The sequence below is a fragment of the Cupriavidus cauae genome, from assembly GCF_008632125.1.
In the GTDB taxonomy this organism is placed as follows: domain Bacteria; phylum Pseudomonadota; class Gammaproteobacteria; order Burkholderiales; family Burkholderiaceae; genus Cupriavidus; species Cupriavidus cauae.
In genome coordinates this window covers 65,624-92,606 of the sequence record NZ_VWRN01000045.1, presented here as the reverse complement: position 1 = coordinate 92,606, position 26,983 = coordinate 65,624, and the positions used below count along the sequence as shown (strand labels likewise).

Here is a 26,983-nt window from a genome sequence, read left to right as displayed (position 1 = left end):
ATTCACAACTTCCGGTTGCTTCTGAGTCGGCATTGCCCGCTCTAGTGCCACAGTCGCTCCCCACCTAGATTGGTCTCAACGGCGGCTGCATTGCGAAACCCCGGCAACACCGGGGAACGCGCCGCAGCCACCGTCCCTTATCGAAACCGATCGAGACCATTCTTCAGGAGCGACATCATGATTGCCCAATTCACCCGCATCTTCGTTCCCGCCGCCGTTTCGCTGGTGGTCAGCCTTTCGCTGCAGAGCGCGAACGCCGCGCCGATCGACAGCACGCCGGCCAGCACGGCCGCACGCAGCCACGACGTGTTCTCGGAGGGACTGCGCCAGGGGGCATTCAATCCGTACTCGGAGGGCGCGCACGGCAATGGCCGTGCCCGCATCGTGGCGGCGCGCGCGCATGACGTGTTCACCCAGGGACTGCGCGATGGCCGCTTCGACCCGTACTCCGAGGGCGCGCGTGGCGCAGGCGGGAATGCGCTGGTTGCCGGCATGGATCGCAGCGGCGTGTCGGCCCCGCCGGCCCGGCAGTTCGATCCGTACTCCGACGGCGCCCGCACCGTCGACGGCGATCCCCGTGCACGTGGCGCGGCGCTGACCGGCGTAACAGCCTTCGTGTAAAGGCCGCGCTGCGCCGCCAGGACACGTACCGCCGCACACACCGCCCTATTGCCAGATCTTTTTTCAGCATGTCTCAAAGGAGAATCACCATGTCCGCCAACATCACCATCCCCGCCAACATCGCCGCCAACGACAGCAAAGTCTGGTTCATCACCGGCGCCTCGCGCGGCTTCGGCCTGGAGCTGACGCGTGCCGCGCTGGCCCGCGGCGACCGCGTCGTCGCCACCGCGCGCCGTCCGGAAACGATCGCCGCCGCAGTGGGCGAGCATGCAAACCTGCTGAGCGTGGCGCTGGACGTCACCAGCGAAGCGCAGGCCATCGCGGCCGCCGAGGCCGCGGTCGCACGCTTCGGCCGCATCGACGTGCTGGTCAACAACGCCGGCTACGGCCTGCTCGGCGCGGTGGAAGAAGCGTCGGCAAAGGAAGTCGAGCAGCAGTTCGCCACCAATGTGTTCGGCGTGCTGGCCGTAACCCGCGCGGTGCTGCCGCAGATGCGCCGCCAGCGCAGTGGCCACGTGATCAATATCTCGTCGATCGGCGGCTATGCGGCCTATCCCGGCTGGGGCGTCTATGGCGCGACCAAGTTCGCGGTGGAGGGCCTGACCGAGGCGCTGGACGCGGAACTCGCGCCGTTGGGCGTGCGCGCCACCGTGGTCGAGCCGGGCTTCTTCCGCACCGACTTCCTCGACGACAGCTCGCTGGTGCGCGTGCGCTCGGAGATCGGCGCCTACGCCGAGACCGTCGGCGCGATGCGTGGCCACATGGCCGCCGCCAATCACCAGCAGCCGGGCGACCCGGTGAAGCTGGCCGCCGCGCTGCTGGCGCTGGCCGACAGCGAGACGCCGCCGGTGCGGCTGCCGCTGGGCTCGGACACGGTGGCACGGATCGCGGAGAAGCACCGCAAGGTCGAAGCGGAACTGTCGGCATGGCGCGCGCTGGCGGTGTCGACGGACCATGACGACGTGCGGGTGTGATTGCGCAGTCCTGGCATACCACTGCAGCGTCGGTGCCGCCCCTTCCCTCTCCCGCAAGCGCCGCACGCGGGAGAGGGATCGCCTCGCCAGCGCAGCGGTCCCGCTCCAAGCGACCGCAGCGGCCTGACATCAAGCCCGCCACCCTTGATCGGCAGGCAACAGTCATTTGACGGTCCGGGGCTGTTTCCTCCGCGCGTTCCGCCCGACAATGCCCGGAATCCGCAATCCTGACCCCGAATTCCTGGAGCTCACCATGACGCAGACCATTCCCGCCTTCGGCCTCGGCACCTTCCGCCTGACCGGCCAGACCGTGATCGACTCGGTCAAGAACGCCCTGTCGGTCGGCTATCGGCTGATCGATACCGCGCAGATCTACGGCAACGAGGCCGAGATCGGCCAGGCCATCGCCGAAAGCGGCGTCGCGCGCAAGGACCTGTTTCTCACCACCAAGATCTGGACCGACAACCTGGCCGGCGACAAGCTGATCCCGAGCCTGAAGGACAGCCTGGCCAAGCTGCGCACCGAGCAGGTCGACCTGACGCTGATCCACTGGCCGTCGCCGAACGGCGCGGTGCCGCTGCCCGAATACATGGCCGCGTTGGCCGAGGCCAAGGCGCAGGGTCTGACGCGGCTGATCGGCGTGTCGAACTTCACGGTGTCGCTGCTGGGCCAGGCCATCGATGCGGTCGGCGCCAGCGAGATCGCGACCAACCAGATCGAGATCCACCCGTATCTGCAGAACCGCAAGCTGGTCGACTATGCGCGCGGCCAGGGCATCCACCTGACCTCGTACATGACGCTGGCCTACGGCAAGGTGGTGCAGGACCCGGCGGTCCAGGCCATCGCGCAGGCGCATGGCGCCACGCCCGCCCAGGTGGCGCTGGCCTGGGCGCTGCAGCAGGGCTTCGCGGTGATCCCGTCGTCGACGAAGCGCGAGAACCTCGCCAGCAATCTGCAGGCGCAGCAGCTGCGCCTGACCGACGACGAGATGGCGAAGATCGCCACGCTCGATCGCGGCGAGCGGCTGGCCAATCCGGAAGGCATCGCCCCCGCCTGGGACTGAATCCCTTCAGCGGTATTTCGGTCGTCCCCGCGTGCACGGGGACGACCCCTCCCGGTGTTCCCGTCGCCGTTCAGCGGCTGGGCTGCAGCGCGTCATCCGTTCCCTGCCCGCTTCCCTGCCCGTTTCCCTGCGTGCTTCCTTGCGCGTCTCCTTGCGCGCTTCCCCGCGGCGCCGCATGCGGGTCGCCGCGCGGCACGCCGTTGAACAGCCGGTTCAGCAGCACCGACAGCACGCAGGCCAGCAGGATACTGCTGTGCATCAGCGGCTGCAGCCACCTGGGCAGATGGTGGAACAGCGTGGGGGCGAAGGTCGGCAGCAGCGAGATCGCCAGCGTCGCCGCGACGATGTAGACGTTGTGCCGCTGCGATTCGAAATCGACTCGCCCCAGCGTGCGCACGCCCGCCGCGGTGACCACGCCGAACATGAACAGCGCCGCGCCGCCGAGCGCGGGCAGCGGCACCGAGGCCACCACGGTCGCCATCTTGGGAAACAGCCCCAGCACGCACAGGATCACGCCGGCCGCCACCACCACCCAGCGGCTCTTGACGCCGGTCACCACCAGCAGCCCGATGTTCTGGCTGTAGATCGTGTACGGAAAGCCGTTCAGCGCGCCGCCGATCACGCTGGCCAGGCCGTTGGCGCGCAGGCCGTCGGTCATCTCGCGCGGCGTCAGGGTCTTGCCGACCACGTCGCCGGTGGCCAGGAACAGGCCCATCGACTCGATCATGATGATCACCATCACCACCACGATGGTGGCGACCGCGAGCGGATCGAACACGGGCCAGCCGAAGTAGAACGGCCGGATCACGTCCACCATCGGCGCCTCGGCGACGCCGGCGAAGTCGACCATGCCGAAAGGGATCGCCACCAGCATGCCGGCCGCCAGCGCCAGCAGCACCGAGACATTGGTCCAGAAGCCCTTGAGCCAGCGGTTGATCGCCAGGATCAGCGCAAAGACGAAGCCGGCCAGCGCCAGGTTGTGCGGCGCGCCGAAGTCCGGCGCGCCCTTGCCGCCGCCGATCCAGTTGACGCCGACCGGGAACAGCGACAGCCCGACCACCATCACGATGGAGCCGCCGACGATCGGCGGGAAGAAGCGCACCAGCCTGCCAAATACCGGCGAAATCAGCATCGTCAACAGACCGCCCGCCATCACCGCGCCGATCACGGCCGGCAGCCCGAGGCCGGGATTGGTGGCGATCACCAGGATCGGCGGGATCGCGCTGAAGGCCACGCCCTGCATCACCGGCATCCGCACGCCGATGCGCCAGAAGCCAGCCGATTGCAGGATGGTCGCGATGCCGCAGGTGAACAGGTCGGCGTTGATCAGCACGGCCACCGCTTCCTTCGGCAGCTTCAGCGCGGTGGCGATGATCATCGGCACCGCGATCGCGCCGACATACATCACCAGCACATGCTGGAAGCCCAGCATCAGCAGCGGCCCGGTGGCGGGTACCGCATCGACGGGCGCGCGCGCCGGCGGCACGGTGTCACGCACCGCGTTGTGTTGCGCTTTCATGGGGGTGTCTCCTTCCAGTTCTCGCTGTGGTTGTTGTGCTTGTTGTGCTCGCTGTGGTTGTTGTGCTTGTTGTGCTTGTTGTGCTTGTTGTCGTGGTCGTGCCGGCGTGCCGCGGCGGCGCCGGTGCCGGCATAGCGTGGGATGCCGCATGGGGGGGCGCGCCGGTCCGACGCACGGCAGCGGCGGCCGTCGAAACGACGCCCGCCACCGTGCTCATCGTTCGCGGTTCAGGCGAAGCGGAACGGCGTCGCGCGCAGGCGCTTGCCGGTCGCCGCGAAGATCGCGTTGCCGATCGCCGGGACCACCGGCGGATTGGACAGTTCGCCGACGCCGCTGGGCGCCCTGCCCGACGGCGGCATCAGCTCGATGTCCAGCCGCGGCGCATCGGTGATGCGCACCACCGGATAGTCGTGGTAATTGCTGATGCGCACGGTGCCGTGGTCGATCGGCACCTCGTTCATCATCGCCGTCGACACGCCCCAGTACAGCCCGCCCGCCAGCTGCTGCCGCACCGAGCTGGGATCGACCGCCAGCCCGCAGTCGACCACGCAACTGAGCCTGTGCACCGTGATCGCGCGCTCCTTGACCTCGACCTCCGCGACCACCGCGATATAGCTCTTGTAGCCCTGATAGGTCGCGATGCCGAGTCCGCGGCCGGGCGCCGAAGCCCGCGGCCAGCCGGCCAGCGCCGCGGCACGGTCGAGCACCGCCAGATGCTCGGGCCGCTCGCGCAGCAGGCGGCGGCGATAGGCGAGCGGATCCTGCCCCGCCGCGTGCGCGGCTTCGTCGATCAGGCTCTCGATCGCGAAGACGTTGGGCACGTAGCTGACCGCGCGCCACCACCAGATCGGCAGCTTCGGCTCGACCCGCACCCACGCCAGGTCGAGCGTGCCGATGTCGTAGTAGAAGTCGTCGCGCATCGCCTCGGTGCAGCTCGGATCGACCGGCACCTTGGCAAGGAACCCGGGGTCGTCGGGTTCCTTGATCGACGGCGTCACCGCGCGCAGGCTGAAGGCGGCGATGCCGCCGTCGCGATCGAGCGCGGCGCGCGCCTTGTGCACGCTGGCGGTCTGGTAGAACAGGCCGCGCATATCGTCCTCGCGGGTGTAGATCAGCTTGACTGGCTTGCCGACGCGCCGCGAGATGTAGGTGGCCTCGAGTATCTGGTGCATGCCCTCGCGCGCGCCGAAGCTGCCGCCGGCCTCGGTCAGATGGATCCTGACCTTGTCGGCCGGCACGCCGGCGATGGTCTGCGCCGCCTGCGCGCAGCGCGACGGCACCTGGATGCCGCCCCAGTATTCGACGATGCCGTCGTGCACCCACGCCACCACGCTCAGCGGTTCCATCTGCGCGTGGGCCTTGTAGGGCATCGTGTAGACGCCTTCGACGACCTTGTCGGCTCTTTCGAAAGCCGCCGCGGCATCGCCCTTGACCTTGCTCTTGAGGCCGGCATCGTCGACATGCCGGGCCAGCTCGCGCAGCGCACCCTCGGCGCTGAAGTCCGCCATGTCGCTGTCGCCCCACTGGACCTTCAACGCCTGGCGCGCGCGCTGCGCGGCCCAGAAGTGGTCGGCGACGATGGCCACGCCGGGCTGGCAGGCGCCGTTGTCCGGTACCGCCGGGCCCATGCCGGGACGGAAATGCGCGATCGCCGCGGGAATCTCGGTCGCGAACACATCGCGCACGCCGGGCATCGCCTTGACCTCGGCCGCATTGAACGACACCACGCTTGCATTGATCACCGGCGGATGGACCACGATCGCGGTCAGCATGCCGGGCAGCTTGATATCGACCGCGTACTGCGCGCGGCCGGTCAGCTTGTCGACGACGCGATAGCTGCTGCGCTCCTTGCCGATCAGCACGAAGTCCGCCGGCCGCTTGAGCGCGACTTCCTTCGGCACCGGCTGCCGTGCCGCGCCTTCGGCGAGATCCCCATAGCCGAGCCGCCGCGAGCCCGAAGCATCGATCACCATGCCGTTGCTCGTGCGGCAACTGGCCGGATCGACCCGCCAGCGCTGCGCGGCCTCGGCGACCAGCATCGCGCGCGCGGTGGCGCCGGCGCGCCGCAGCGTGGTCCATTCGAGCGGCACGCTGGTGCTGCCGCCGGTCGCGTGCATGCCCCACAGCGGATGGATGTAGATCTGCGCCAGCGGATCGTCCGGCTGCACCACGCGCACGCGCGACCAGTCGGCATCGAGCTCCTCGGCCAGCATCAGCCCGAGCGCGTTCTTGACGCCGGTGCCGCTGTCGAACTTGTGCACGACCAGCAGCACCTCGCCCTGCGGCGTGATGCGGACCCAGGCGTTGGGGGCGAAGGCGGCGCCATCGGCGGGGGCGCCCGAGGACGATGCCCCGGCGGCGGCGCCGGCCGCGCACACGCCGCCGGCGCTCAGCTCCAGCATCAGGCCGCCGGCCAGCGCCGCCCCGCTCATCAGGAAGTCGCGCCGCTTCATGCCGGCCTCCCGCTGCGCAGTTCGGCCGCGGCGCGATGGATCGCGCGCCGGATCCGGTCATAGGTGCCGCAACGGCAGATATTGCCCGCCATCGCCGCATCGATATCGCTGTCGCTGGGCTTCGGCTTCCGCGCCAGCAGCGCGGCGGCGGACATCAGCTGCCCCGACTGGCAGTAGCCGCATTGCGGCACGTCCTCGGCCTGCCACGCGCGCTGCAGCACGTGCAATGCATCGGGCTTGCCCAGCCCCTCGATGGTCGTCACGCGCTTGCCGGCGACGCTGGACAACGGGGTCTGGCAGGCGCGCACGGCCTGCCCGTCGACATGGACCGTGCACGCGCCGCACAGGCCCATGCCGCAGCCGTACTTGGTGCCGGTCAGGTCCAGCTGGTCGCGCAACACCCACAGCAGCGGCGTATCCGCGGGGGCGTCCACCCGACGGCGGGCGCCATTGACATCGAGCTTGGTGGTCATCGTGGTCTCCTCGGCCGCCCCTCTGGCGTGGACGGATCAGGGAAAGCCTAGGTGTCGCCCAACCATATGTGAAATATGATTTCGGAATCCAATCCATACGGATCGCATATGGATCTCCGCCAGCTGCGCTATTTCATCGCGGTCGCCGAGGAAGGCAACTACAGCCGCGCCGCCGAGCGGCTGCATATCTCGCAGCCGCCGCTGAGCCAGCAGATCAAGTCGCTGGAGGGCGCGCTGCGGGTCACGCTGTTCGAGCGCGGCCGGCATGGCGCGCGGCTGACGCGGGCCGGCGAGGCGCTGCTGACGCGGGCGCGCCGCATCGTCGACGACTGCGAATCGGTGGAACGGCAGGTGCGGCGCGTCGCCGAAGGGCTGGAGGGCTATCTGCGCATCGGCATCATCAACTCGGTGATGTACGGCCCGTTGCCGCTGACGCTGCGCCAGTTCCAGCTGCGCAATCCGGGCGTCGAATGGACGCTGCACGAGCTGCTGCCGGACCAGCAGTACGAGGCGCTGGCGCGCGGGCGCATCGACGTGGGGTTTTCGTGCAGCGCGGCGGCGCGCAGCGACCTGCGCTCGATCCTGGTCTATGCGCAGCCGTTGATGGTGGCAATGGCGGCCGACCATCCGCTGGCCGGCGCGCCACGTGTCTCGCTGCGGCAGCTGTCCGGCGACGCCTTCGTGCTGCTGAACATGCAAAGCCCGATGATCCGCAATGTGCTGGCCGCCTGCCTGCGCGAGGGCTTCGAGCCGCGCGTGATGCACGAGTCGATCGACCCGGAGACGGTGCTGGGGCTGGTGGGCGCCGGCGTCGGCGTCAGCGTGCTGCCGGCCTCGCTGTCGGCCACGCGGCGCGACGATGTCAGCTACGTGCCGCTGGCCGCGCGCGGGCTCGACGCCGACCTGCATGCGACCGTGCGGCGCGAGCATGCGCTGCCCGCGCTGGAGCGCTTTCTTGCGCTGCTGGAGGACGTCACGCGGGACTGGCACCGCGAGGTGTTCGGCGACGGCGCGGCGCCGGGCGGTGGAGGCTGGCCGTCGGCGGGGAAGCGGGACGCCAGGGGCGACGGCAAGCTCGATTTCGAGCGCGATAGCAAGCGCGATAGCAAGCGCAGTATCAAGCGCGATAGCAAGCCCGACAACAAGCGTGACGTCCAGCGCGACGCCAGCAGCAACGTCGGACCCAACGTCAAACGCAAGCTCAAGCCGGCGTCATCACCACCTTGATGCAGCCGTCGTGCTTGTCGCGGAAGGTCTCGTACATCGACGGCCCTTCCGCCAGCGTGACGCGATGCGAAATCACGAAGGTCGGGTCGATCTGCCGGTCGATGATGCGCTGGAGCAGATCGTCAGTCCAGCGATTGACGTGGGTCTGGCCGGTACGGATCGTCAGGCCCTTGTTCATCAGCGCGCCCATCGGGATCTTGTCGACCAGTCCGCCGTAGACGCCCGGAATCGATACGATGCCGCCGGGCCGGCAGACATAGATCATCTCGCGCAGCACGTGCGGCCGGTCGGTCTCCAGCATCACGGCCTGCTTGACGCGGTCGTAGATCGAATCGAGCGAGCGCGTCGCATGCGCCTCGAGCCCGACCGCGTCGATGCACTTGTCCGGCCCCTTGCCCTGCGTGATCTCGTTGAGCGCTTCCAGCACGCTCTGGTTCTCGAAGTCGACCAGCGTCACGCGGTCGGGGCCGAGCTGCTGCGCCATGCGCAGGCGCTCGGGCACGCGGTCGATCACCACCACCTGCTTCGCCCCCATCGGCAGCGCCGACAGGATGCAGAACTGGCCAACCGGTCCCGCGCCCCAGATCGCGACGATGTCGTCGGGCTGGATGTCGCATTGCGCCGCGGCCTGCCAGCCGGTCGGCAGGATGTCGCCGAGAAACAGCACCTGTTCGTCGCTGAGCTCGGCCGGCACCTTGACCGGCGCCACGTCGGCATAGGGCACGCGCACGTATTCGGCCTGCCCGCCCGCATAGCCGCCGGTCAGATGGGTGTAGCCGAACAGCCCGGCGGTGCTATGGCCGAACATCTTGTCGGCCGCCTCCTTGTTGCGGTTGGTGCGCTCGCACACCGAGAAATTGCCGCGCCGGCATTGATCGCATTCGCCGCAGATGATGGTGAACGGCACCACCACGCGGTCGCCGACGCGCAGCCGGCGGTTTTCCGCGCCGACCTCGACCACCTCGCCCATGAACTCGTGGCCCATGATGTCGCCGTGCTCCATGCCGGGCACGAAGCCGTCATACAGGTGCAGGTCCGAGCCGCAGATCGCGCAGCTGCTGACGCGGATGATGGCGTCGCGCGGGTGCTCGATCACGGGATCGGGAACGGTGTCGTAGCGGATATCGTGCTTGCCGTGCCAGCAAAGGGCTTTCATCGCGGGCTCCCCAGGGAAGAGCGGCACGCCAGTCGCGCCGCATGGGGCGGGAATGCAAGCGCTGTTCCACGGGGATGGCAAGCGGTCGTGCGTCGCGAAGTCTCCCTTCGGTGGCACCGGGCGGCGCGATTCTTACATGTGGGGGAAGAACTTTCACTCAGCCCGGCAGCGCGATCGTAAAGGTCGTGCCGCGGCCCGGCGCGCTGTCGACGCCGACATGGCCGCCGTGCCGCTCGATCACCGTCTTGACGAACAGCAGCCCCAGACCGCTACCTTCGCGCACCGGACGGCCCTCCTCCTGCAGCCGGCTGAACGGCTGGAACAGGCGGGCCTGCTCCTCGGGCGCGATGCCGGGCCCCTGGTCGGAGACCGACACCATCAGACCGCCATCGCTGCCGTCGTCGTGCCGCACGCGGCCGGCGCGCACGGTGACGGTGCCGCCCGGCGGGCTGTACTTGACAGCGTTGTCGATCAGGTTGGAGACGGCGCGCATCAGCAGCGCCGCTTCGCCGTACAGCATCATCTCCTCGTTGCCGGTCTGCACCGCGACGGTCACGCGGCGCGCCTGCGCCAGCGCCCACAGCGAATCGGCGGCGTCCATCAGCACCGTGGTCAGGTCGACCTCGGCAAAGCGCAGATGCTGCGATTCGGCGCGCGCGAGCTGGATGAAGTCGTCGGCCAGCGCCAGCGTGCGGCCGGCGTGGTGGCGGATCCGTTCGAGCAGCACCGGCGGCTCGAGCGCGCGCGCCGGGTCGGCCTGCAGTTCGACCAGCGCCAGGATCGACGCCTGCGGCGAACGCATGTCGTGCGAGATGAAGCGCAGCGTTTCCTCGCGCTGGCGCTCGGCCAGCCGCACCTGCGTGATGTCGATGAAGCTGATGCTGAAACCGGCGACCTCGCCCGCGTTGCCGCGCAGCGGCGCACCGCGCAACAGCATCGCGCGCTGGTCGTGCGTCTGCAGCTCGACGCCGGCGCGCTCGGCGCGCGTCGGCGCCGCGCCGTTGTCGGCGGCGCGCCTGAGCCGATCCCAGTAATCGAGCCCGCCTTGAGGCGGCGCGAAGATGTCGGCGACCAGCGTATCGAGCAAGGGCCGCGCCCCGCCCTCGGCATTGAGCGAGGACAGCAGCCGCGGCGACAGCGCCACCGCGCCGGCATTGGCCAGCAGGATGCTGCCGTCGGCATCGCAGATCACGGTGGCATCGGGCAGGTTCTCCAGCCCGTCGGACAGCAGGCGGCGCAGGTCGCGCTGCCGCGTGATCATCCGGTACAGCGCGCTCATGCGCGTGTCCAGCGTGCCGCCGGCCAGCGGCGGCGCGCTCTTGCCGCCCGGCAGCGCCGGCTCGCGTTCGAGCCGCGCCACTTCGGCCGACAGGAAGGTCAGCGCCGATTCCTGCCGCCGCCAGCTCCACAGCGGATAGAACACCAGGCAGGCCAGGATCGCCGGCACCGGCGAAAACCACAGCCGCTCGAAATGCATCAGCGCCACGCTGGCGGCGAACAGGCCGACGATCACCGCGGCGCTGACCAGCAGCGCGTCGCGCGGCGACATCAACAGCGCTGCCAGGCAGGCGAGCAGCACCGGCAGCAGCGTCAGCGCCCAGTACCAGGCGCGCTGCACCGGCACGATGCCGTTGTTGTCGAGCAGCGCCTGCGCGGCGTTCGCCAGCAGCTCGACGCCGCTGATGCCGGCACCGTTCTTCGACAGCGGCGCGGAGAACATGTCGCCGAGCCCCGTCGCGCCCGCGCCGACCAGCACCAGCTTGTCGCGGAACAGCTCGGGCGAAATGGCGCCGCTGAGCACATCGATCGCCGACACCGTGCGGAAGGTGCCGATCGGTCCGGCGAAGGGGATACCGAGGCGATGGCGGCGATGCCATTCGCCGGCGAGCGTCTCGTCGACCGGCACCTGCCGGTAGCTGTCCAGCGGCCGCTGCGGCTGCCCGAACTGCACCAGGCGCACGACGAAATGGTCGAGCATCTGTCCCGGCAGGCCCTCCTGCAGAAAGAGATGGCGGGCGAGCCCGTCGACGTCGGTGGCGATATTGATATGGCCGACGTCGGCGCCGAGCGCGGGCAGCGGATAGCTGAGGCGATAGCCGTCGCGCACCGGCTCGGCCAGCGCGGGAATGACCACGTTGCCGGCGCGCGCCATGCTGACCGCCAGCGCCTCGTCGTCCTCGGGATGGCGCCAGTCCGGCTCGACCAGCAGCACATCGAGCCCGATCACGCGCGCGCCGCCGTCGGCCAGCCGATCGACCAGCCCTGCCAGCAGCGAACGCCGCCACGGCCAGCGCCCGACCGCAGACAGCGACTCATCGTCGATCGAGACGATCAGGATGTCGTCGCGCGGCGCGTGCTGCTGCGCGGCGATGCCGATGTCGTAGACGGCCAGGTCCAGCCGCTGGCTCGCGCCGAAATCCGCGCGCACCGCGGCCAGCACCATCACCAGCATCGTCAGTACCAGCCATTCGATCAGCGTGCGCCGATGAAAGCCGGCAATCAGGCCGCTGCCCGCGGCCGTGCGCAGCTGGGTGCGCAATTGGGGCAGGCGAATGCGGCTACCCGCCACGGCGCACACTGCCGCTGGCAGTACCGATCGGAGCCCCCGTGCCGTCGCGCAGATGCTCGTGGACTTCGATGCGTTGCGGGGCCGAGAACGGCGACTCGCTGCCATCGCGCTCGATGCGGGCGACCCGCACGTAGTAGACGCCGGCCGGCGGACGCGGCAGCGCCGCGGTGTCCGACTCGATGCGCTGATCCTGCAGGGGCCGGGCAAAACCCGGCTCGTCGGCCAGCTGCACGCGGTAGGCCAGCGGCGCGAAGGCCTCGGGCTGCTGCGCGGCGCCCCAGCGCACGCGCAGCGCGCCGCCGTTGTCCTCGACGACGCTGACGCCCGGCGCCGGCGGCAGCAGGCGGAACGCCACCGGGGCGCTCCATGGGCCCGCCTGCCCCTTGGCATCGATCGAGCGCACACGCCACCACCAGTTGCCTGGCGCCAGCGTCTGCTGCGTGCCTGCCTCGCGGGTGTTGCCGTGCGCGGCCAGCGTGCCGAAATCGGCGTCGGAGGCGATCTCGAAGCGGTATTCGGCGGCGCCGTCGACCGCCGCCCATTGCAGCTCGGCCACGGTGCCGTGCACCGTGCTGCGCGGCGCCGGCTCGACCGTATAGGGTGCCGGCGGATTGAGCCGAACCGTCAGCGGCGCGATCGCTGCGTTGCCCGGAATGCGGTTCCGGTCGATGGCGCGCACCTCGAGATAGGCCGGGCCATCGGGCAATCCGGTCAGCGCAGCGGCCGCCGGCGTGACCGTGGCGGCGAAGACGGCTTCGGTACGCTCGGGGTCGCGCGTCACGCGAACCAGGTAGCCGATTGCCCCCTTGACCGGTTGCCAGCCCACTTCGGCCTGGCTGGCGTAGATCGGCTCCGCCGGCACCGCGCTCAGCGTCGGCGCCGCCAGCAGCGTGTACACCGCGGCGTCCCCCGCACTGCCGACGGCCACGCCGTGGCCCGCGGTGACCATGCGCTTGGCGCGCCGCGCGCGCACCGCCACGGTTCCCTCCAGCACGGCGCTGCGGCTGGCGCGCCGGCCCGCGTCGTCCGGCTGGCCCGCATCGACCGCGTAGCGGGTGCCGCGCACCCCGGTAACCATCATCGGCGTGCGGATCTCGAAGCGGCCGACGCCGGTCCCGCCCGGCGCGACGCGCGACTCGATGCCGCCACGATCGACCTGCATCACGGTATCGCCCAGACCCGTGCCGGCAAACACCCGCAGACGCTTGACCTGCAGCCGCGTGTTCGCCGGTATCGCGACGCGGGTGCCGTCGGGCAGCTCGAAGGTGACCAGGCCATCGGTACCGGTTTGCAGCCAGGCCGCCTCGTCAACGCGCATGCCGGGCCGCAGTGCGGCGCCGTTGGCGTCGGCCTGGCCGACCACCGACACCACGCGCGCGCTCGCCACCGTCACCGGAATGCGCGCGAGCGGAATGCGGACCTGGGTGCCGATCGGCAGCCGGTACGGATCGGCGACGCGGTTCAGCGCCTTCAGCTCGCGCCAGACGTCGGCGCGGCCGGTATAGCGCTGGGCGACCCAGAACAGCGTGTCGCCCGGCTCGACCTGATGCAGGAAATACTCGCCATCGGCACCGGCCGGGCCTGCCTGTGCCGGCGCGAACGCCAGCAGCGCCCATGCGGCAACCGCGGCCCTGGCCACCGTGACAGCCGTGGCAGCCGCGGTGGCCGTGGTGGTCGCCCTGACCCCTGTAGCCGCACTGGCCGCGGTGGCCGTCACCACCCCACCCTCACGCACCATCGGTGGGCTCCGCGCAGCGCTCGAAACGATAGCCGTAGGAATACACCGAGGCGAGCCGCACGCCGTTCTCCGGCCGCAGGCCGAGCTTGATGCGCAGCCGCGACAGATGGGTATCCAGCGTGCGCGAGCTGGCGCCGAGCGAGCGGCCCCATACCGCCTGCTCGACGACGTCGCGCGGCAGCAGCCGGTCCATGTTGCGGAACAGGTAGAGCGCGAGATCGAACTCGCGCGGCGCGATATCGACCTCGACGCCGTTCAGGCTGGCGGTGCGCGCCACCGGATCGAGCCGATAGGCGCCCACCACGATGGCCTCGTTGGCCGGGGTGGACGGATAGGTCCGGCGCAGCAGTGCGCCGACGCGGGCCAGCAGCTCGCCGCGCCGCACCGGCTTGATCATGTAGTCGTCGGCGCCGCCGGCCAGGCCCATCACGATGTCCTCTTCCAGCGATCGGCTCGTCAGGAACAGGATCGGCGGGTACTGCCCCGAATGCAGGCGGACGTGGGTCACCACGTCATAGCCGCTGATGTCGGGCAATTGCCAGTCCATCACCAGCAGATCGTAGGAGCGCTCGCGCATCGCGCGCAGAAAGGCCTTGCCGCCCGAATAGCTGTCGCAGGCATGTCCGGCGCTGATCAGGATCTGCTGGATCAGCTCGGCCTGGCTGGGATCGTCTTCGACCGATGCGATATTCATGTTCTTCTCAGTGACTGGTCGGTTCGCCGCTTGCCCGGCACGGCGACGCGGGCAGGCGTGATGGGATGAGTTCGGTCAATGCAATGATGTGTCGAATTGTAACTGCGTCGGTCACCATACCGCGCTCCACCGCCTTATCTTCGCCGCCCGATTCGCATTACTGCAACATATAAGTTTCATATTCCAGGCGCTCGAGCCGGCGGTCCAGCAGCACCAGCGCGATCGCCACCACGATCAGCGCGGCGAACGCAAAGCCATAGCCGTACCACGCCGGACCCAGCGCCAGCGTCATCTGCGTCAGCCCGACGTTCAGCGCCACGAAGGCGGCCCCGAGCAGCAGGATTTCGCGGCGCCGGTCCAGATGGAAATAGACGCTGAGCGTGGCGAGCAGCACCACGTAAAGGCCCGCGCCGACCACGTCGACGTGCAGCAGCGGCAGGTACAGGTCGGCCATGCCGAACAGCGCCAGCAGCGGCCGGCCCAGCGCGAACAGCAGCAGCGCGGCGATCGCCAGCAGCTTGACGACTTCGTACAGGCCCAGCCGGACGGCCCGCACCATGGCGTCGCGCGCCGCCTCGATCCGCTGCAGCGAGCCGCCGCCGCGCACCGCGTCGGCGAAGGCATCGTAATGGGCGACGAACTCCCGTTCGATGCGCAGCGCGAACGCCGCCATCGCCGGCACGACGGCCAGCCAGGCCAGAAACACCGGGACGTCGTAGATCGCCGAGGCATGCAGCGGCCCGATGACGCGCTGCCCCGTGCCGGCGTGGTACCAGAACTGCAGCTTGTCGGCCCAGAGGCCCAGCGGGTACAGCAGGCCGATCGCCATCAGGCTCGGATGGCGATGGCGCCGGGCAAACAGCTCGAACGACAGCAGGCATGGGTTGCTGTCGCTGCGGTCGCTGCGGTCGCTGCGGTCGCTGCGGTCGCTGCGGTGATGGCGATGGTAGAGATAGCCGCGATGGATCGGTATCGCCGTGCCGGCGAGCAACACCAGCTCGCCGATCACGAAGGCGCCCAGCAGCCCCTCCAGGCCGAAGCCGCGCAGCGCCAGCGCGGCAAGCGCCGCCACCGCATAGCCGGCCACGAAGGCGCAGGCGATCGCGCGGTACTGCTTCATGCCGGACAGAAAGGTCACCGCGATCCAGACATGGCACATCAGCACGAAGCCCGCCAGCATCAGCGCGCGATACCACGCCGATTGCTGCGGGAACGCCCACAGCGCGCACGCCGGGCCAAGCAGGCCGGCCAGCACGGTGACCACCAGCCCCACCGCATGCACGCCCGGCAGCACCGCCTCTGCGCGATCTTCCCCGAGACGGCCCGCGGCGTAGCGGACCAGATGAAGCTGCAGCGGTCCGGTCAGCATCAGGCTGACCGCGATCAGATGGATCGCCGATACCTGGAACTGCACGGCCTGCGCGTCCGGCAATCCCGTCGGCAGCCGGAGCACGCCGATCAGCAGAACGCCCGCGATCGCCAGCACCCAGGCACCGCAAGCGAGCACGCTGGCGAAGCCGTAGGCCTGCAGCGTGCCGCCAACGCGATTGCGGTCCCGCAAGCCGCGCAGGAAGAAAGTCAGGTCCACCATCATGGCGCTCCCGCGAAGGGGCAACGGCCGGCCGGCAGCCGTTCGCCGGCCGGATTCGACATGGTCGCCGGGGACAACGCCGGCCGGCCCACGCCGGCACGTCCGCCCGCGTCGGCGTGCGGTTTCGCTGCGAGATGCTGGTACAGCTGCCGGTAGCTGGCCACCATCGCATGCTGGGTGTAATAGCGCTCGGCGCGCACGATCGCCGCGCGCTGTGCGGCACGCCACCGCTCGTCATCGCCGAGCAGCGCGACCGCTTCGCGGGCCAATGCGCCGGGATCGGCAATGCGCACCACCGCGCCCGCCGCGCCCAGTGCCATGTCTTCGTCGCCGACGCCCTCGATCAGCTCGCGGCAGGCGCCGACATCGGTGGCCACGCACGGCACGCCGGCGGCGAACGCCTGCAGCACCGCCGGCGGCAGCGCCTCGCTGATCGAGCTCAGTACCAGCACGCCGACCTGCGGCAGCAGCTCGTCGAGGCGCCGCGGGCCGAGGAAGCGCACGTTGCCGGCCAGTCCCAGGCCTTGCACCAGACCGCGGCATTCGCGCGCGTATTCCGTATCCTCGTCCTCGGCCCCGGCAATCCACCCCTGCGCATCGGGACACTGCCTGACCACGGTCAGCATCGCGCGGATGAAGGTCTTGACGTCCTTGCGCGGCACCACCCGGCCCGCCAGGCACAGTACCTGCGGCACGCGCTCCGGCCGCTGCGCGCGCAGCGGCGCCAGCGCGGGCAGATCGATGCCGTTCGGGATGGTGCGCGTGCGGCTGGCCGGCGCGCCGTCCCGCACCTGCCCGCGGCGGTTGCCTTCATAGAGCGCGACGATCTCGTCCGCCGCCTCGTAGCAGACGCGCCCCAGCGATTCGAAGAAGCGCAGCCACAGCTCGCGGCAATAGTCCGTTTCCGGGACATCGTGCTCGACGGCGTTGCCGCCGCGGCGATGCTGCGGGTCGCGATAGGGGTTGTCGCGCTGCCAGCGCGACTGGAACCAATCGATGCCGTGCTCGCGCGCAGGGATCGCGTGCTGCGACACCAGCAATGGGCGATCATGCCGGTAGCGCAGCATCGCCCCGAGCAAGCCGGCATAGCCGGTCGATGCCGCGTGGTAGACGCGCGCCGGCATCAGCGTCGCCGCGATCCGCGCCAGCCGCCACAGCGGCCGGTGCATCGTGCGTACGCTCCAGAAGTAGTCGGAGAACGAGGTGTCGGTGCAATGGCGGCGGTACTGCTCGACGATCATGTCCCAGGCGGGCCGGCTGTGCAGGAAGGCGTGTTCCGACAGCCGGCCCTCCTTTCCCTCCTTTCCCTCCTTTCCCTCCTTTCCCTCCTTTCCCTCCTCGCCCTCCTCGCCCTGCGCGTCCATCAGCGCGTTGATCAGCTCGCGCATCGCGGCGCTTGCCTGCACGTGTCCGCCGTTCGGGTTGTTGACGCCGCCGGCGCCGTGGCTGCCGCCGACGCCGTTAATACCCTTGCCGCGCTGGCGCAGCAGATCGTGCAGGCGCGCCCCATCGGCGAAGGCCTGTGCATCCGCCCGCTGTCGCGGCACCGTGGCGGCCGGTTCGTCGTCATGCAGGCAATGCGTCTCCAGATGCAGGACATTGTCCGGCAGCGCGACCGCCATCTCGCCGCAGGCCTCGCGCCGGTCGCCGATCACGACGACCGCGAAGGTGGTCTGCGGGAAGGCCCGGATCATCCGCTCGGCCCATCCCGGCGCGGCTGCCCTCGCGAAGGGATGGCTGCCTTCAAGCAGCAGCGCAATATCGACCTGCGCGGCCCGCGCGCCCCCCGTAACCCCGGCGCGCCCCGCGCGCCTCGCGTCCGGCGCGGCGGCGTGAGCAGTTGGCGCGGGGGCTGCTGCGAAGGGCGCGTTTGGCGTGTTCGGCGCGTTTGGCGTGTTCGGCGCGGTCATGCTCATGATGTCCAGTAGCGCAGCACGGGCTGAAGCTGCGGCAGCGCCGGCAGCGACGCGGCCTGGCGCAGGCCCTGCATCGCGGCCCTGGTCGCCGCGAAATCGCCCTCCAGATAGGCCGCCTCGGCCAGCAGCGGCCAGGCGCGCTCGCGCGGAAAGCCGAGCGCGATGGCACGCTGCAGCGCGGCGCGCGCGGCGGCGGGATCGCGGCGGGCCAGCGCCAGCCGTCCGCGCAGCTGCCACAGGCCGGCCGCCGGGCTCGCCACGCCGGAACCGTCGGCGGCGCGCACGTACAGCGTCGTCGCGCCCGGCGCCTCCGACAGTGCCTGCAGCGCGGCCTCGGCGTGGCGGTCCGCCTGCTCGAGCGTGTGGCCGCGCACGTCGCCCTGCGCGAGGTTCTGGTAGACCAGCTCCCAGTGCAGCTGCGCCAGACGTTCGTGCGCCGCGGCCCGGCCGGCCGGATCGCCGTCCGCCAGGGCGTGCAGGCAGTCCTGCGCCTGGAGGATCTGCCGCGTCAGCCGCTGCTCGGCGGCGTCGAGCATGCCGTAAGCCAGCAGCCTGACGTCCTCGACGCTGTCCTCGAGCAGCGCGCGCAGCAGCGGACCGGTGCTGCGCGCCGGCATCGCCTCCAGCCCCGCCAGTGCGGCCAGGCGGCGCATATCGGAAGCGGCGGCGTTGGCGGCGCCGGCCCGCAGCAGGCCAGCTGCGCGATCGCGATCGTCGCCGGCGTCCGGCCGATTCGCCGGCCGATTCGCCGGCCGATCAGGAACGCAGGCCCCCATTGCGCCCGCGAACTCGGGCAGCGCCACGGAAGCCATGCCGCCGATGGCCGGCGTACGATGCCCGAGCCTGGCCAGCGCCATGCCGGGCAGCACGACCAGCAGGCCGCCCAGCGGAACCAGCGCGCCGGCGACGAACAGATGCGCCGACGTCGTGCGCGAGGCCACGCGGGACGGCATGCGAACGTGCCGGGACAGCAGGCGCTGCAGCGGCATCGCCAGCAACGCGGCCGCCAGCGCCTGCATGCCCAGATACGCCAGCAGCGCGCCGGTTGCCTCGGTCGCGCCGTTGCCGTGCGGCAGCACCGCCAGCGCGGCCAGTTGCACCGCGCCGCCGGCGACGGCAAGCAGGGCCTCAAGCATCGTCGCTCCCGGACAGCCCCCGCGCGGCGCCGCCCTGGCAGCGCTGCAGCAGGCGGCGCAGCGGTTCGGGATCGCCATCGGCGGGCACCGGCAGAGTATGGATGCCGATCCGTCCCCGTTCGAAATCGATGCCGAACTGCGCCTGCAGCATCCGTTCGATCCGCAGCAGATAGCCGGACGCGGCCTCGCCATCGGCCAGCGGCATCAGCGTCGTCAGCACGCGTTGCGGGCCGCCCTCGCAGGCCCACCCCAGATCGAGCGCGCGGCGGCTGCGCACGGCCTGTTCGAACCAGTCGGCGCTGTGCTCGTCGGCGCCGAAGGCCAGCGCGACGACGGTGCTGGCGATGCCTGCCTCGCGCCGCAGTCGCGCCAGCCGCGCATAGTCCAGCGCGAACTCGTGCGGGCAGTCGGGCAGCACGCGCTCGACCGCGCGCGCCGCCTCGGCATGCTCGACGCCGTCGGCGTAATAGCCAAGCAGCACCAGCAGCAGTTCGAGGTTGTCGTGATGCAGCGCGAGGAACGGCATGCGCTCGATGACCAGCACGCCGAGCAGGCGATCGGGACCGGCCAGTACCGGTGCCACGGCGAGGTAGCGGCTGTGCACGCCATCGCCGCCAGCGCCGCCATCAGCGCGGCGATGCGCCAGCTGACGGGTCTGCAGACAGCGCCGCAGCAGCGGATCGCCGGCATCGAGCCTGCAGCCCGGTCCGACCGTCGCCGCGGCTTTCGGCAACACCCGCTCGCCGTCGCAGGGATACAGCGCCGCGGCCTCGAGCTGACAGGCCTGCGCGGCCAGTTGCATCATCGGTACCGCCGCGGCCAGGGGCCGGGGCGGCAAGCGCTCGCCGCGTACCGCCGCCGCCAATTGCGGCTCGACCCCGGCCTGCTCGGCGGTCGCCATGCGCAGCCGGGCCAGCGTATCGCGCAGCGTGGTGGGCCGGGCCAGCAGATCGCTTTCGAGCCGAGCATGCGAGATGCGCAGCAGATAGTGTTGCCTGGTCAGCGCCGCCAGGCGTTCGTCGAGATAGCGGTGGATCGAACGCTGGCGCGCCAGCCGGCTGGCGCAAACGTCGCCGAACTGTCCGGCCAACAGCACCAGCAGCGTGCCGCCGATGAAGAACGGTCGCGGAAACGCCCCGGCCTGGGCGCCGATCCGGTGGAACAGGAACCAGCCGCCGAGCAGCATCAGCGCCGCGCCGATGCCGGCCAGCGTGCCGTAGCGCAGCGCCAGTACCAGCGGCAACAGCCAGGCCCAGGGAAAGCCCAGGTCGAGCAGCAAGGGATTGCCGGGCATCGCCGCATAGCACAGCGCCATCGCCGCGGTCATCAGCACGGTCAGTTCCAGCACGGCGCCGCGGGTATTGCCGGCGCCCATGGCGGGCGCCAGCCATGCCGCACGGACATCGTCCGCCCGGTGGATCGGACCGATCGTGCCCGCGGCCGCGCGCCGGTCGCCCATCGCCGTTGCACTCATTCGCTTCTCCGGATCCAACACTTGCCTGCTGTCAGCGTGCGCGGCATCAACCGCGCACCCGCCGCGGGTTCTCCTGCGCTTCACGCCATTCGGACCGCACCGGGGCGACCGGGTGACGACGCCCGGCAAGGGCGGCGTGCGCAGGCTTCGGGCACGCGAGGGCGCGATAGAAGGCGACTTCCAGATCGTCGGCGCCGAGCGCGCGCGCCTGCGCCGCGAAGGCAATCAGGTCCGAAGGCGCTGCCGGCATGGCCGCGGCCTGCCGCAGCAGCGTGCGCTGCTCGGACCGATACCGCTGGCGGGCCGGCATGTCGGCCGCGGCGGCATTGGCCCGTTGGCGCGCCACATCGAGCCGTGCACGCAGCATCGGCAGCGCGACCTCATCGGTCACGGAGGAATCTATTCCGGCCAGCAGCGTTTCGGCGTCCTCCAGCCGGCCCTCGCGCGCAAATTGCTCGGCCAGCTCCGCCACCAGCGCGGCATCGGGCGGCGAGACACGCAGCCAGGCCCGCAGATAGTCGAGCGTCGCTCCATCCATCGAGCGGCCCGCATGCAGCCCTTCGCCGAGCAGCCGCTCGCGCAGCGGCTCGCGCGGGAACATCAGCGCGAGACAGATCGTCACCGCGGCCACGATGGCGGTGGCGAACGCCGGAGGCAGCAGGCGTTCGCGCGGCGCATCGGCAGCGGCTGCGGCCGCGCGATCCGCGCGCGCGGCATGCAGCCCGCCCACCGGGGGCGTCCCGGTGGCGCCGGCCCCCGACGTCAACGGCCCCTTGCGTGCCGCGTCTTGCTTCCCCATGGTTTCCCCGTTTTGTTGCCTCGACGACGCGGCGTCGTCGCTCCCCCGGCCCGGATATGAATCTTGTAACTACGAGCCGAATCCTAGCGAACGGTACAAAAAGGGAATGTCAACAATTGTCAAACGTGGCATGCCGCACACGCGCGGTTCGACGCAATCAGTAGAATCACCATCAACAAAAAAGCTACACACAAGCCGTGCCTCGATGCGCGGCCTCGCTGCGGGACCGCGATTGCATCTGGGATCAGGCTGCGCCCATCTGGGCGCCGACAACACAGAGCCATGCCACGGACCGCAGCTTCGGGAATGTCGACGGCGTCATCCGGGTCAAGCTCTCTGACATGAATTCGCGCTGCGCCGGCCATGCCCGCGCGCGCATTGCCTTACACCACTGGCGTCGCGATCCGCTCGCGCGCCGACAGGGAGACGATTGCATGTCGCCGGATTTACCCACTGCCTATCTGACGTTGCTGGTGCTGTTCGCCAGCACGCTGGGCATCTCGATCGGCCTGCGCTATGGCGCCGCGCAAGCGGGCCACCGTGCGCGCTGGACCGACGCCCATGCGCTTGCCTCGCTGGGCGGCATGGCGCTGGCCCTCGGCGCGATCGCGCCGGCGCCGCTGTGGGCCGTACTGGCACAGTCGCTGTGCCTCGGCGCCCAACTGATGCTGGTGCGCGGCCTGGCCGCGAGCGGCATGGCGATGGCCCCGCATCATCTGCGTGCGATGGTGGCCGGCGGCGTCGCCTCGGTGGCGCTGCTCGGGCTGATCGCCACGGTGCAGGATGCCGTGATGGCCGAGCGCGCGATCCGCACGCTGGGCCACGCGATCACCGCGCTGGTGGTCTGGCAGGCGCTGCGCCTGCTCAACCGCGAGCGCCGCTCGCATACGATCGCCCATTCGCTGGTATGGGTCGCCTGCTGCGCGCAACTGGCGGCGCAGGCCCTGTGCCTGGCGCTCGCGCTGGCCGCCGGCGGGGCTGGTGCCTGGAGCACGCTGCGGCCCGACGAGCCGGGCATGCTGGCCCAGGCGCCGCTGCTGCTGATGCTGATCGCGGTGCTGTCCGGCGTGGTCGGTTTCACGCTGCTGAGCGCGGAGCGTCAGCTGGCCGAGCAGCGTGCGCGCGCCCGCCTCGATTCGCTGACCGGGCTGTTCCATCGCGGCGCGCTTGACGACGCCGCGATGACGCTGGCCGCCGAGGCCGCCCGTACCGGCAAGCCGCTGTCCTGCCTGGTGATCGACGTCGATCGCTTCAAGCAGGTCAACGACCGCGCCGGCCATCAGGCGGGCGACCAGGTGCTGAAGCGGATCGCCGAGACGCTGCGCCGCGCCTGTCGCGCCAGCGACGTGGCGGCGCGCTTCGGCGGCGAGGAGTTCTGCCTGCTGTGCCCGAACACCGGCGAGGAGGAAGCCGTGCTGCTGGCCGAACGCATCCGGGCACGCATCGCGGCCATCGCACTGCCGGAAGACATCGGCGGGCATGCCAGCGTCAGCATCGGCATCGCGCTGGCGCAGCACGCCGGCGATGCGCGCCGCAGCTGGGAGCGTCTGTTCGCCGAAGCCGACCGCGCGCTCTATCGCGCCAAGCGCGAAGGACGCAACCGGGTGATTCACGCCGCCGCGGGCGCCGGTATTGCGGCCAACGCGGCCAATGTGGCCAACGGCGCGAATGCCGCCAACGCTGCCAACGAGGCCGCCGAACCGGCCGCGTGGAGCGTGGCGTGCGGCGTGTCGGTCAGCGGCTGAGCGCGACCGAGCGCGACCGAGCGCGGCTGAGCGCGACCGAGCGCGACCGAGCACGACAGAGCACGACAGAGCGCGACTGAGCGCGGCTGCGCGCGGCGGGCGCGCAGCCCGACGCGCGCTACGACGCCCGTTGTCCCTCGCTCCTTCGTCACCGCACCTTCGCTGCGGACCGCTGCCCTGGCAGCGCCGCAGCAACGCGCCGGCGGCGCCCTAGCGCGCCCCGCCCTGCGCGTAGAAATTCGCCAGCGCGCGGGCGTCCGCTTCGCCAAGCCGCTGCGCGATGCCGCGCATCGCGCCATCGTCGTCGTTGTGGCGGCTGCCGGTGCGGAACGCATCGAGCTGCTTGGCCAGATAATCCGCGGGCTGCCCCGTCAGGCGCGGCAACAGGAAGCCCTGTCCCTCGCCTTCCACGCCATGGCAATTGGCGCAGGCCGGCAGCGCGCGCCCGTTGTCGCCGGACGCATGCAGCGTCAGGGCCGCCGATTGGCCATCTTCGGCCAGCGTCAACGACGGTGCAGGCTGGGCCGCGTAGTAGCGGGCCACCGCCGCCACCTCGTCGTCCTTGAGCGCCTTGGCGATCGGCGCCATCACCGGATCGACGCGCCGGCCCTCGCGATAGTCGAACAGCTGCTTGGCCAGATACTCGGCGGGCATGCCGACCAGCGACGGAAACGCGCCGGCCGGCACCGCGGCGCCCGCCGCTCCCGGGGAGCCTCCCGTGGCATGGCACGACACGCAGGCCATCGCCCCGGCGCCATTGCCGCTCGCGGCGATCGTCGCGCCGCGCTTGTCGGCGTTCTTGTCCTCGCTGTTGCCGGCCTCCTTGCCCGCGTCCTTGCTGGCCGCGAGCAACGCCCGCGACCACGCCGGTTCCTTCGGCAGGAAATCGGTCGAGCGCCGCACCGCCGCCTCGCTTGCCGCAGCCGCCGGGCCGGCCGGCGCCGATGCCGCGCCGGGCGCCGAAGCCTGGCCCGTTGCGCCGGGGGACGACGACGCCTGGCGCGGCTGCGGCCTCGGCGCAAACAGATCGGGCCAGACCTGGAACAGCAGCCCATACAGCGGAAAGGAGCCGATGCCGATCACCATGGCGCCCACCCACCACGTCGCGCGGCCGCGCTCCGCTTCCACTTCGTTCGGCGTGTTCATGTGATCAGCTTCCCTGGCGCCTTGACGTAGTCGCGCTTGACCGCGTCAACGATCCAGTACGCGGTGGCGCCGACCGTTCCGGTCGGGTTGTAGTTCGAGTTCTGCGGAAACAGGCAGGCCCCGGTGACGAACACATTGGGCACGTCCCAGCATTGGCCGAAGCGGTTGACCACGCTGTTGGAGGGATCGCTGCCCATCGCCGCGCCGCCGTTCAGGTGCGTCGACTGATAGCTGGTCGCGGTGAATGGCCGCTTGCGCGGCCCGGGCTCGGTGGCGACCACCCCGCGCATCGCCTTGCCGATCTGGTCGCCCTTCGCGGTCAGGAACGCCGACAGCTTGATGTCATTGTCCGGCAGGTCGTAGGTGATGCGCAGCAGCGGCTGTCCCCAGGCATCGCGATAGGCCGGATCCAGCGACAGATAGCCGCCGCGCGTGGGCATCGCCGAGCCGGTGATGGTGATCGACGCCGAATGGTTGTAGTAGCGGCGCACCGCCTTCTTCCATTCGCTGCCCCAGGCCGGCGTGCCCTTCGGCGTCGGGTGGTAGCCGATCGGCGCGCCGCTGACCACCTGGATCTGGATATAGCCGCCGCCGACGAAACCGAGCGGCCCGTGATCGAAGTTGTCGGCGCTGAAATCGTCGATCGTCACGGCCGCCGCGCCCGCGCCCATGAAGGGGTTGATATGGGTCCGTTCGTCGAAGAACAGGTTGACGCCCGAGGTGGTCTGGTGCGTGTAGTTGCGGCCCACCACGCCCTGGCCCGTGGCCGGGTCGTAGGGCTTGCCGATGCCCGACAGCAACAACAGCCGCACGTTGTGCACGCTGAACGCGCACAGGAACACCATGTCGGCGGGCTGGAAGAACTCCTGCCCGCTGCCATCGACATAGGTGACGCCGCGCGCGAGCTTGCGGTCCTTGTCGAGCTCGACGCGCAGCACCTGCGCCCCGGTGCGCAGCGCGAAGGTATCGAGCTTCATCGCGGCCGGCAGGATGCAGACCTGCGGGGAGGCCTTGGCGAAATGCTCGCAGCCGAAGTTCGAGCAGAATCCGCAGTAGACGCAGGCGCTCATCGGCAGCCCTTCGGTATTGACATAGGGCCGCGTCGACAGCGCCGATGGCTGGATATAGGGGTGATAGCCCAGCTTTGCGGCCGCCTCGCCGAACAGCGCCGAGGCGTGCGCGACCTTCATCGGCGGATTCGGATACGGCCGCGAGCGCCACGGCTCGAAGGGATTGCCGCCCGGCTGCACCTTGCCCTTCAGGTTGCCGGCATAGCCCGAGGCGCCGATCAGATAGTCGAAGCGGTCGTAGTACGGCTCGAGCTCGTCGTAGCTCAAAGGCCAGTCCTGCGCGGTCAGGTCCGCCGCGAAGATGCCCTTGCCGTAGCGGCGCTCGTAATGGCTGCGCAGCTTGAAGTCGGTCGGATCGAAGCGATAGTAGGCGCCGGACCAGTGATTGCCCGAGCCGCCCAGGTGCGTGCCCGGGTAGGCGAACTGCCAGCGCCGCATCGGCAGGGCGGTCTGGCTGGTGTTGTTGCGGAAGGTGAAGGTTTCGGTGGCGGTGTTCTGATGCAGCGCGTGCCGCCGCGTATAGCGCAGTTCGTCATGCACCGTCGGCGCCTGGAAGTCCGGAGAGGGCCACCGCGGCTCGCCGCGTTCGAGCATCACCACGCGATGTCCGGCGGCGGCCAGTTCCTTGCCGATGACCGAACCCGTCCAGCCGCCGCCGACGATCACGGCATCGACACGATCGAGGGTCTTGCTCATGGCCGCCCTCCCTTCGGTGCCGATGCGCCCTTTGCCGGCGACGATGCGTGCGAGCCGCCATGACCGGCGCCGTGCATGGTCCCATGCCCCGCGGCGCGCGCCATCGCGATCGACATCGGCGGCCGCACATAGGCCACGCCATGGCGCTCGATATCGTTGGAGTAGCTGGCATAGACGCCGGGGAAACCGACCAGCTTCCAGCCCGCCATATTGCGATTGCCGCCATGGATCGGATCGCCGAAGAAGCCCTCCATGGTGCCGTCGAGCAGCATCTGGAAGAAGACCTTGCCGGGCAGCGTGCCCAGTTCGATCTCGCTCTTCTCCAGCGCCGTCAGCAAGGCATCCTGTTCACGCGGCTGCAACTGCGAAAACGGCTTGCCGCCATGCCGCTTCGCGCTGACCTCGTCGATCGCGGCCAAACCCGTACGAAAGGCCTGCGCGGGCGTCAGCGCGAGCTGATAGCCCTGCTCCGGTGTGCCGGCCTGGAAGGGTCCATGACGATAGAAATGGTCCCCGCCGCCCCAGGCCCCAGCCAGCTGCCGATCGAGAAAATCGGTCACGCCCGCCTCTCGTGCGCCCGGCCCCAGTTCGTCGTTCGGAATCAAGCGGGAAACGATGGCATCTACGGTAATTCTTTCGCGCGCATTGAAAAAATGGGACACGCCACCCGGATTGGCCGCCGCCGCGCTGGCCGGGCCCGGCGGCGCCGCCAGCGCACTATCGCCGACCAGTCCCGTTGCGGCGGCTCCGGCCGGCAACCCGGCCCCGAGGGCTTTCAAAAGCGTGCGCCGCATGGGCGTGAAGGGTTTCGTCATCGCTGCGCTCCTCGAAAAACCGCAGTCGATGCAAGAAGCGTGGCAAGACCACGCCGGGATCACCTGATATGGCGGATCCGCGCCCCTGGTACGGCCGTTGCCTTCGTC

At 70.2% G+C, this 26,983-nt stretch carries 21 protein-coding genes; 6 read left to right on the top strand and 15 right to left on the bottom strand.

Features of this window, described 5'->3' with window-relative positions; genetic code table 11:
- The first annotated feature begins 177 nt into the window (after positions 1 to 177).
- The 3 genes from F1599_RS16500 (at position 178) to dkgB (ending at position 2,658) form a co-directional block, all read left to right on the top strand.
- On the top strand, positions 178 to 621 hold the full coding sequence (locus tag F1599_RS16500) for a LysR family transcriptional regulator (protein ID WP_150083789.1): 444 nt from the start codon (positions 178 to 180) through the stop codon (positions 619 to 621).
- An 89-nt stretch (positions 622 to 710) separates the two neighbouring features.
- The gene (locus F1599_RS16495; RefSeq protein WP_150083788.1) at positions 711 to 1,595 is read left to right on the top strand and encodes an oxidoreductase; all 885 of its coding nucleotides are present in this window, start codon (positions 711 to 713) and stop codon (positions 1,593 to 1,595) included.
- Positions 1,596 to 1,848: 253 nt separating this feature from the next.
- A complete protein-coding gene (gene dkgB / locus F1599_RS16490; RefSeq protein WP_149316126.1) occupies positions 1,849 to 2,658 on the top strand; it encodes a 2,5-didehydrogluconate reductase DkgB in 810 nt (269 codons plus the stop codon).
- 70 nt (positions 2,659 to 2,728) lie between these two features.
- Here dkgB and F1599_RS16485 read toward each other — a convergent pair whose 3' ends face one another.
- The 3 genes from F1599_RS16485 to F1599_RS16475 all read right to left on the bottom strand — a co-directional run bounded on the left by F1599_RS16485 (position 2,729) and on the right by F1599_RS16475 (position 7,103).
- Entirely contained in the window at positions 2,729 to 4,177 is a 1,449-nt protein-coding gene (locus F1599_RS16485; RefSeq protein ID WP_223819693.1) for a nucleobase:cation symporter-2 family protein, read from the bottom strand.
- A 227-nt stretch (positions 4,178 to 4,404) separates the two neighbouring features.
- Positions 4,405 to 6,630, bottom strand: a complete 2,226-nt coding sequence (locus tag F1599_RS16480) for a xanthine dehydrogenase family protein molybdopterin-binding subunit (RefSeq protein WP_150083787.1) — start codon at positions 6,628 to 6,630, stop codon at positions 4,405 to 4,407.
- Positions 6,627 to 7,103 (bottom strand): (2Fe-2S)-binding protein, encoded by a 477-nt coding sequence (locus F1599_RS16475; RefSeq protein ID WP_149316128.1) that lies wholly within the window; start codon positions 7,101 to 7,103, stop codon positions 6,627 to 6,629. The genes F1599_RS16480 and F1599_RS16475 overlap by 4 nt, the downstream gene beginning before the upstream one ends.
- Positions 7,104 to 7,211: 108 nt before the next feature.
- On the opposite strand from F1599_RS16475, the gene F1599_RS16470 reads away from it, so the two are divergent.
- Positions 7,212 to 8,330 (top strand): LysR substrate-binding domain-containing protein, encoded by a 1,119-nt coding sequence (locus F1599_RS16470; RefSeq protein ID WP_190286382.1) that lies wholly within the window; start codon positions 7,212 to 7,214, stop codon positions 8,328 to 8,330.
- Here the strand turns inward: F1599_RS16470 and F1599_RS16465 are convergent.
- The 9 genes from F1599_RS16465 to F1599_RS16425 form a co-directional block, all read right to left on the bottom strand.
- Positions 8,305 to 9,486 (bottom strand): zinc-dependent alcohol dehydrogenase, encoded by a 1,182-nt coding sequence (locus F1599_RS16465; protein ID WP_150083785.1) that lies wholly within the window; start codon positions 9,484 to 9,486, stop codon positions 8,305 to 8,307. The genes F1599_RS16470 and F1599_RS16465 overlap by 26 nt on opposite strands.
- A gap of 157 nt (positions 9,487 to 9,643) precedes the next feature.
- Positions 9,644 to 12,055 carry a CHASE2 domain-containing protein gene (locus F1599_RS16460; RefSeq protein ID WP_223819692.1) on the bottom strand — a complete coding sequence of 804 codons (2,412 nt, stop codon included), beginning with the start codon at positions 12,053 to 12,055 and terminating at the stop codon, positions 9,644 to 9,646.
- Complete coding sequence (locus tag F1599_RS16455) at positions 12,045 to 13,793, bottom strand: FecR domain-containing protein (RefSeq protein ID WP_149316131.1); 1,749 nt, start codon at positions 13,791 to 13,793, stop codon at positions 12,045 to 12,047. Before F1599_RS16455 ends, F1599_RS16460 begins: the two co-directional genes overlap by 11 nt.
- Entirely contained in the window at positions 13,783 to 14,487 is a 705-nt protein-coding gene (locus F1599_RS16450; RefSeq protein WP_149316132.1) for a response regulator transcription factor, read from the bottom strand. The genes F1599_RS16455 and F1599_RS16450 overlap by 11 nt, the downstream gene beginning before the upstream one ends.
- 157 nt (positions 14,488 to 14,644) lie before the next feature.
- The gene (gene pelG / locus F1599_RS16445; RefSeq protein ID WP_150083784.1) at positions 14,645 to 16,078 is read right to left on the bottom strand and encodes an exopolysaccharide Pel transporter PelG; all 1,434 of its coding nucleotides are present in this window, start codon (positions 16,076 to 16,078) and stop codon (positions 14,645 to 14,647) included.
- Positions 16,078 to 17,988, bottom strand: coding sequence for a GT4 family glycosyltransferase PelF (pelF, locus tag F1599_RS16440; protein WP_150083783.1), 1,911 nt, complete (start codon positions 17,986 to 17,988; stop codon positions 16,078 to 16,080). The genes pelG and pelF overlap by 1 nt, the downstream gene beginning before the upstream one ends.
- Before the next feature lie 2 nt (positions 17,989 to 17,990).
- Positions 17,991 to 19,130 (bottom strand): lipopolysaccharide N-acetylglucosaminyl transferase, encoded by a 1,140-nt coding sequence (locus F1599_RS16435; RefSeq protein ID WP_150083782.1) that lies wholly within the window; start codon positions 19,128 to 19,130, stop codon positions 17,991 to 17,993.
- Positions 19,123 to 20,604, bottom strand: a complete 1,482-nt coding sequence (locus F1599_RS16430; RefSeq protein ID WP_223819691.1) for a PelD GGDEF domain-containing protein — start codon at positions 20,602 to 20,604, stop codon at positions 19,123 to 19,125. Before F1599_RS16430 ends, F1599_RS16435 begins: the two co-directional genes overlap by 8 nt.
- 46 nt (positions 20,605 to 20,650) lie before the next feature.
- On the bottom strand, positions 20,651 to 21,403 hold the full coding sequence (locus F1599_RS16425; RefSeq protein WP_150083781.1) for a hypothetical protein: 753 nt from the start codon (positions 21,401 to 21,403) through the stop codon (positions 20,651 to 20,653).
- Positions 21,404 to 21,837: 434 nt separating this feature from the next.
- On the opposite strand from F1599_RS16425, the gene F1599_RS16420 reads away from it, so the two are divergent.
- Positions 21,838 to 23,148 (top strand): GGDEF domain-containing protein, encoded by a 1,311-nt coding sequence (locus F1599_RS16420; protein ID WP_190286381.1) that lies wholly within the window; start codon positions 21,838 to 21,840, stop codon positions 23,146 to 23,148.
- A 210-nt stretch (positions 23,149 to 23,358) separates the two neighbouring features.
- Here F1599_RS16420 and F1599_RS25930 read toward each other — a convergent pair whose 3' ends face one another.
- From F1599_RS25930 to F1599_RS16405, 3 genes are read right to left on the bottom strand one after another with little or no spacing between them, the layout of a single operon-like run.
- Positions 23,359 to 24,294: a c-type cytochrome gene (locus F1599_RS25930; RefSeq protein ID WP_190286380.1), complete on the bottom strand. Its 936-nt coding sequence runs from the start codon at positions 24,292 to 24,294 to the stop codon at positions 23,359 to 23,361.
- Positions 24,291 to 26,060 carry a GMC family oxidoreductase gene (locus F1599_RS16410; RefSeq protein ID WP_150083779.1) on the bottom strand — a complete coding sequence of 590 codons (1,770 nt, stop codon included), beginning with the start codon at positions 26,058 to 26,060 and terminating at the stop codon, positions 24,291 to 24,293. Before F1599_RS16410 ends, F1599_RS25930 begins: the two co-directional genes overlap by 4 nt.
- Positions 26,057 to 26,722 carry a gluconate 2-dehydrogenase subunit 3 family protein gene (locus tag F1599_RS16405; protein ID WP_223819722.1) on the bottom strand — a complete coding sequence of 222 codons (666 nt, stop codon included), beginning with the start codon at positions 26,720 to 26,722 and terminating at the stop codon, positions 26,057 to 26,059. Before F1599_RS16405 ends, F1599_RS16410 begins: the two co-directional genes overlap by 4 nt.
- Between F1599_RS16405 and F1599_RS26285 the strand changes: the two genes are divergently transcribed.
- The gene (locus F1599_RS26285) at positions 26,676 to 26,942 is read left to right on the top strand and encodes a hypothetical protein (protein ID WP_223819729.1); all 267 of its coding nucleotides are present in this window, start codon (positions 26,676 to 26,678) and stop codon (positions 26,940 to 26,942) included. The two genes, F1599_RS16405 and F1599_RS26285, sit on opposite strands and share 47 nt — an antisense overlap.
- The last annotated feature ends 41 nt before the right edge of the window (positions 26,943 to 26,983 follow it).

Coding starts and splice junctions, on each gene's coding strand:
- F1599_RS16500 (WP_150083789.1), top strand. CDS start 178: ATGATTGCCCAATTCACCCGCATCTTCGTTCCCGCCGCCGTTTCGCTG.
- F1599_RS16495 (WP_150083788.1), top strand. CDS start 711: ATGTCCGCCAACATCACCATCCCCGCCAACATCGCCGCCAACGACAGC.
- dkgB (WP_149316126.1), top strand. CDS start 1,849: ATGACGCAGACCATTCCCGCCTTCGGCCTCGGCACCTTCCGCCTGACC.
- F1599_RS16485 (WP_223819693.1), bottom strand. CDS start 4,177: ATGAAAGCGCAACACAACGCGGTGCGTGACACCGTGCCGCCGGCGCGC.
- F1599_RS16480 (WP_150083787.1), bottom strand. CDS start 6,630: ATGAAGCGGCGCGACTTCCTGATGAGCGGGGCGGCGCTGGCCGGCGGC.
- F1599_RS16475 (WP_149316128.1), bottom strand. CDS start 7,103: ATGACCACCAAGCTCGATGTCAATGGCGCCCGCCGTCGGGTGGACGCC.
- F1599_RS16470 (WP_190286382.1), top strand. CDS start 7,212: ATGGATCTCCGCCAGCTGCGCTATTTCATCGCGGTCGCCGAGGAAGGC.
- F1599_RS16465 (WP_150083785.1), bottom strand. CDS start 9,486: ATGAAAGCCCTTTGCTGGCACGGCAAGCACGATATCCGCTACGACACC.
- F1599_RS16455 (WP_149316131.1), bottom strand. CDS start 13,793: ATGGTGCGTGAGGGTGGGGTGGTGACGGCCACCGCGGCCAGTGCGGCT.
- F1599_RS16450 (WP_149316132.1), bottom strand. CDS start 14,487: ATGAATATCGCATCGGTCGAAGACGATCCCAGCCAGGCCGAGCTGATC.
- pelG (WP_150083784.1), bottom strand. CDS start 16,078: ATGGTGGACCTGACTTTCTTCCTGCGCGGCTTGCGGGACCGCAATCGC.
- pelF (WP_150083783.1), bottom strand. CDS start 17,988: ATGACCGCGCCGAACACGCCAAACGCGCCGAACACGCCAAACGCGCCC.
- F1599_RS16435 (WP_150083782.1), bottom strand. CDS start 19,130: ATGCTTGAGGCCCTGCTTGCCGTCGCCGGCGGCGCGGTGCAACTGGCC.
- F1599_RS16430 (WP_223819691.1), bottom strand. CDS start 20,604: ATGAGTGCAACGGCGATGGGCGACCGGCGCGCGGCCGCGGGCACGATC.
- F1599_RS16425 (WP_150083781.1), bottom strand. CDS start 21,403: ATGGGGAAGCAAGACGCGGCACGCAAGGGGCCGTTGACGTCGGGGGCC.
- F1599_RS16420 (WP_190286381.1), top strand. CDS start 21,838: ATGTCGCCGGATTTACCCACTGCCTATCTGACGTTGCTGGTGCTGTTC.
- F1599_RS25930 (WP_190286380.1), bottom strand. CDS start 24,294: ATGAACACGCCGAACGAAGTGGAAGCGGAGCGCGGCCGCGCGACGTGG.
- F1599_RS16410 (WP_150083779.1), bottom strand. CDS start 26,060: ATGAGCAAGACCCTCGATCGTGTCGATGCCGTGATCGTCGGCGGCGGC.
- F1599_RS26285 (WP_223819729.1), top strand. CDS start 26,676: ATGGCATCTACGGTAATTCTTTCGCGCGCATTGAAAAAATGGGACACG.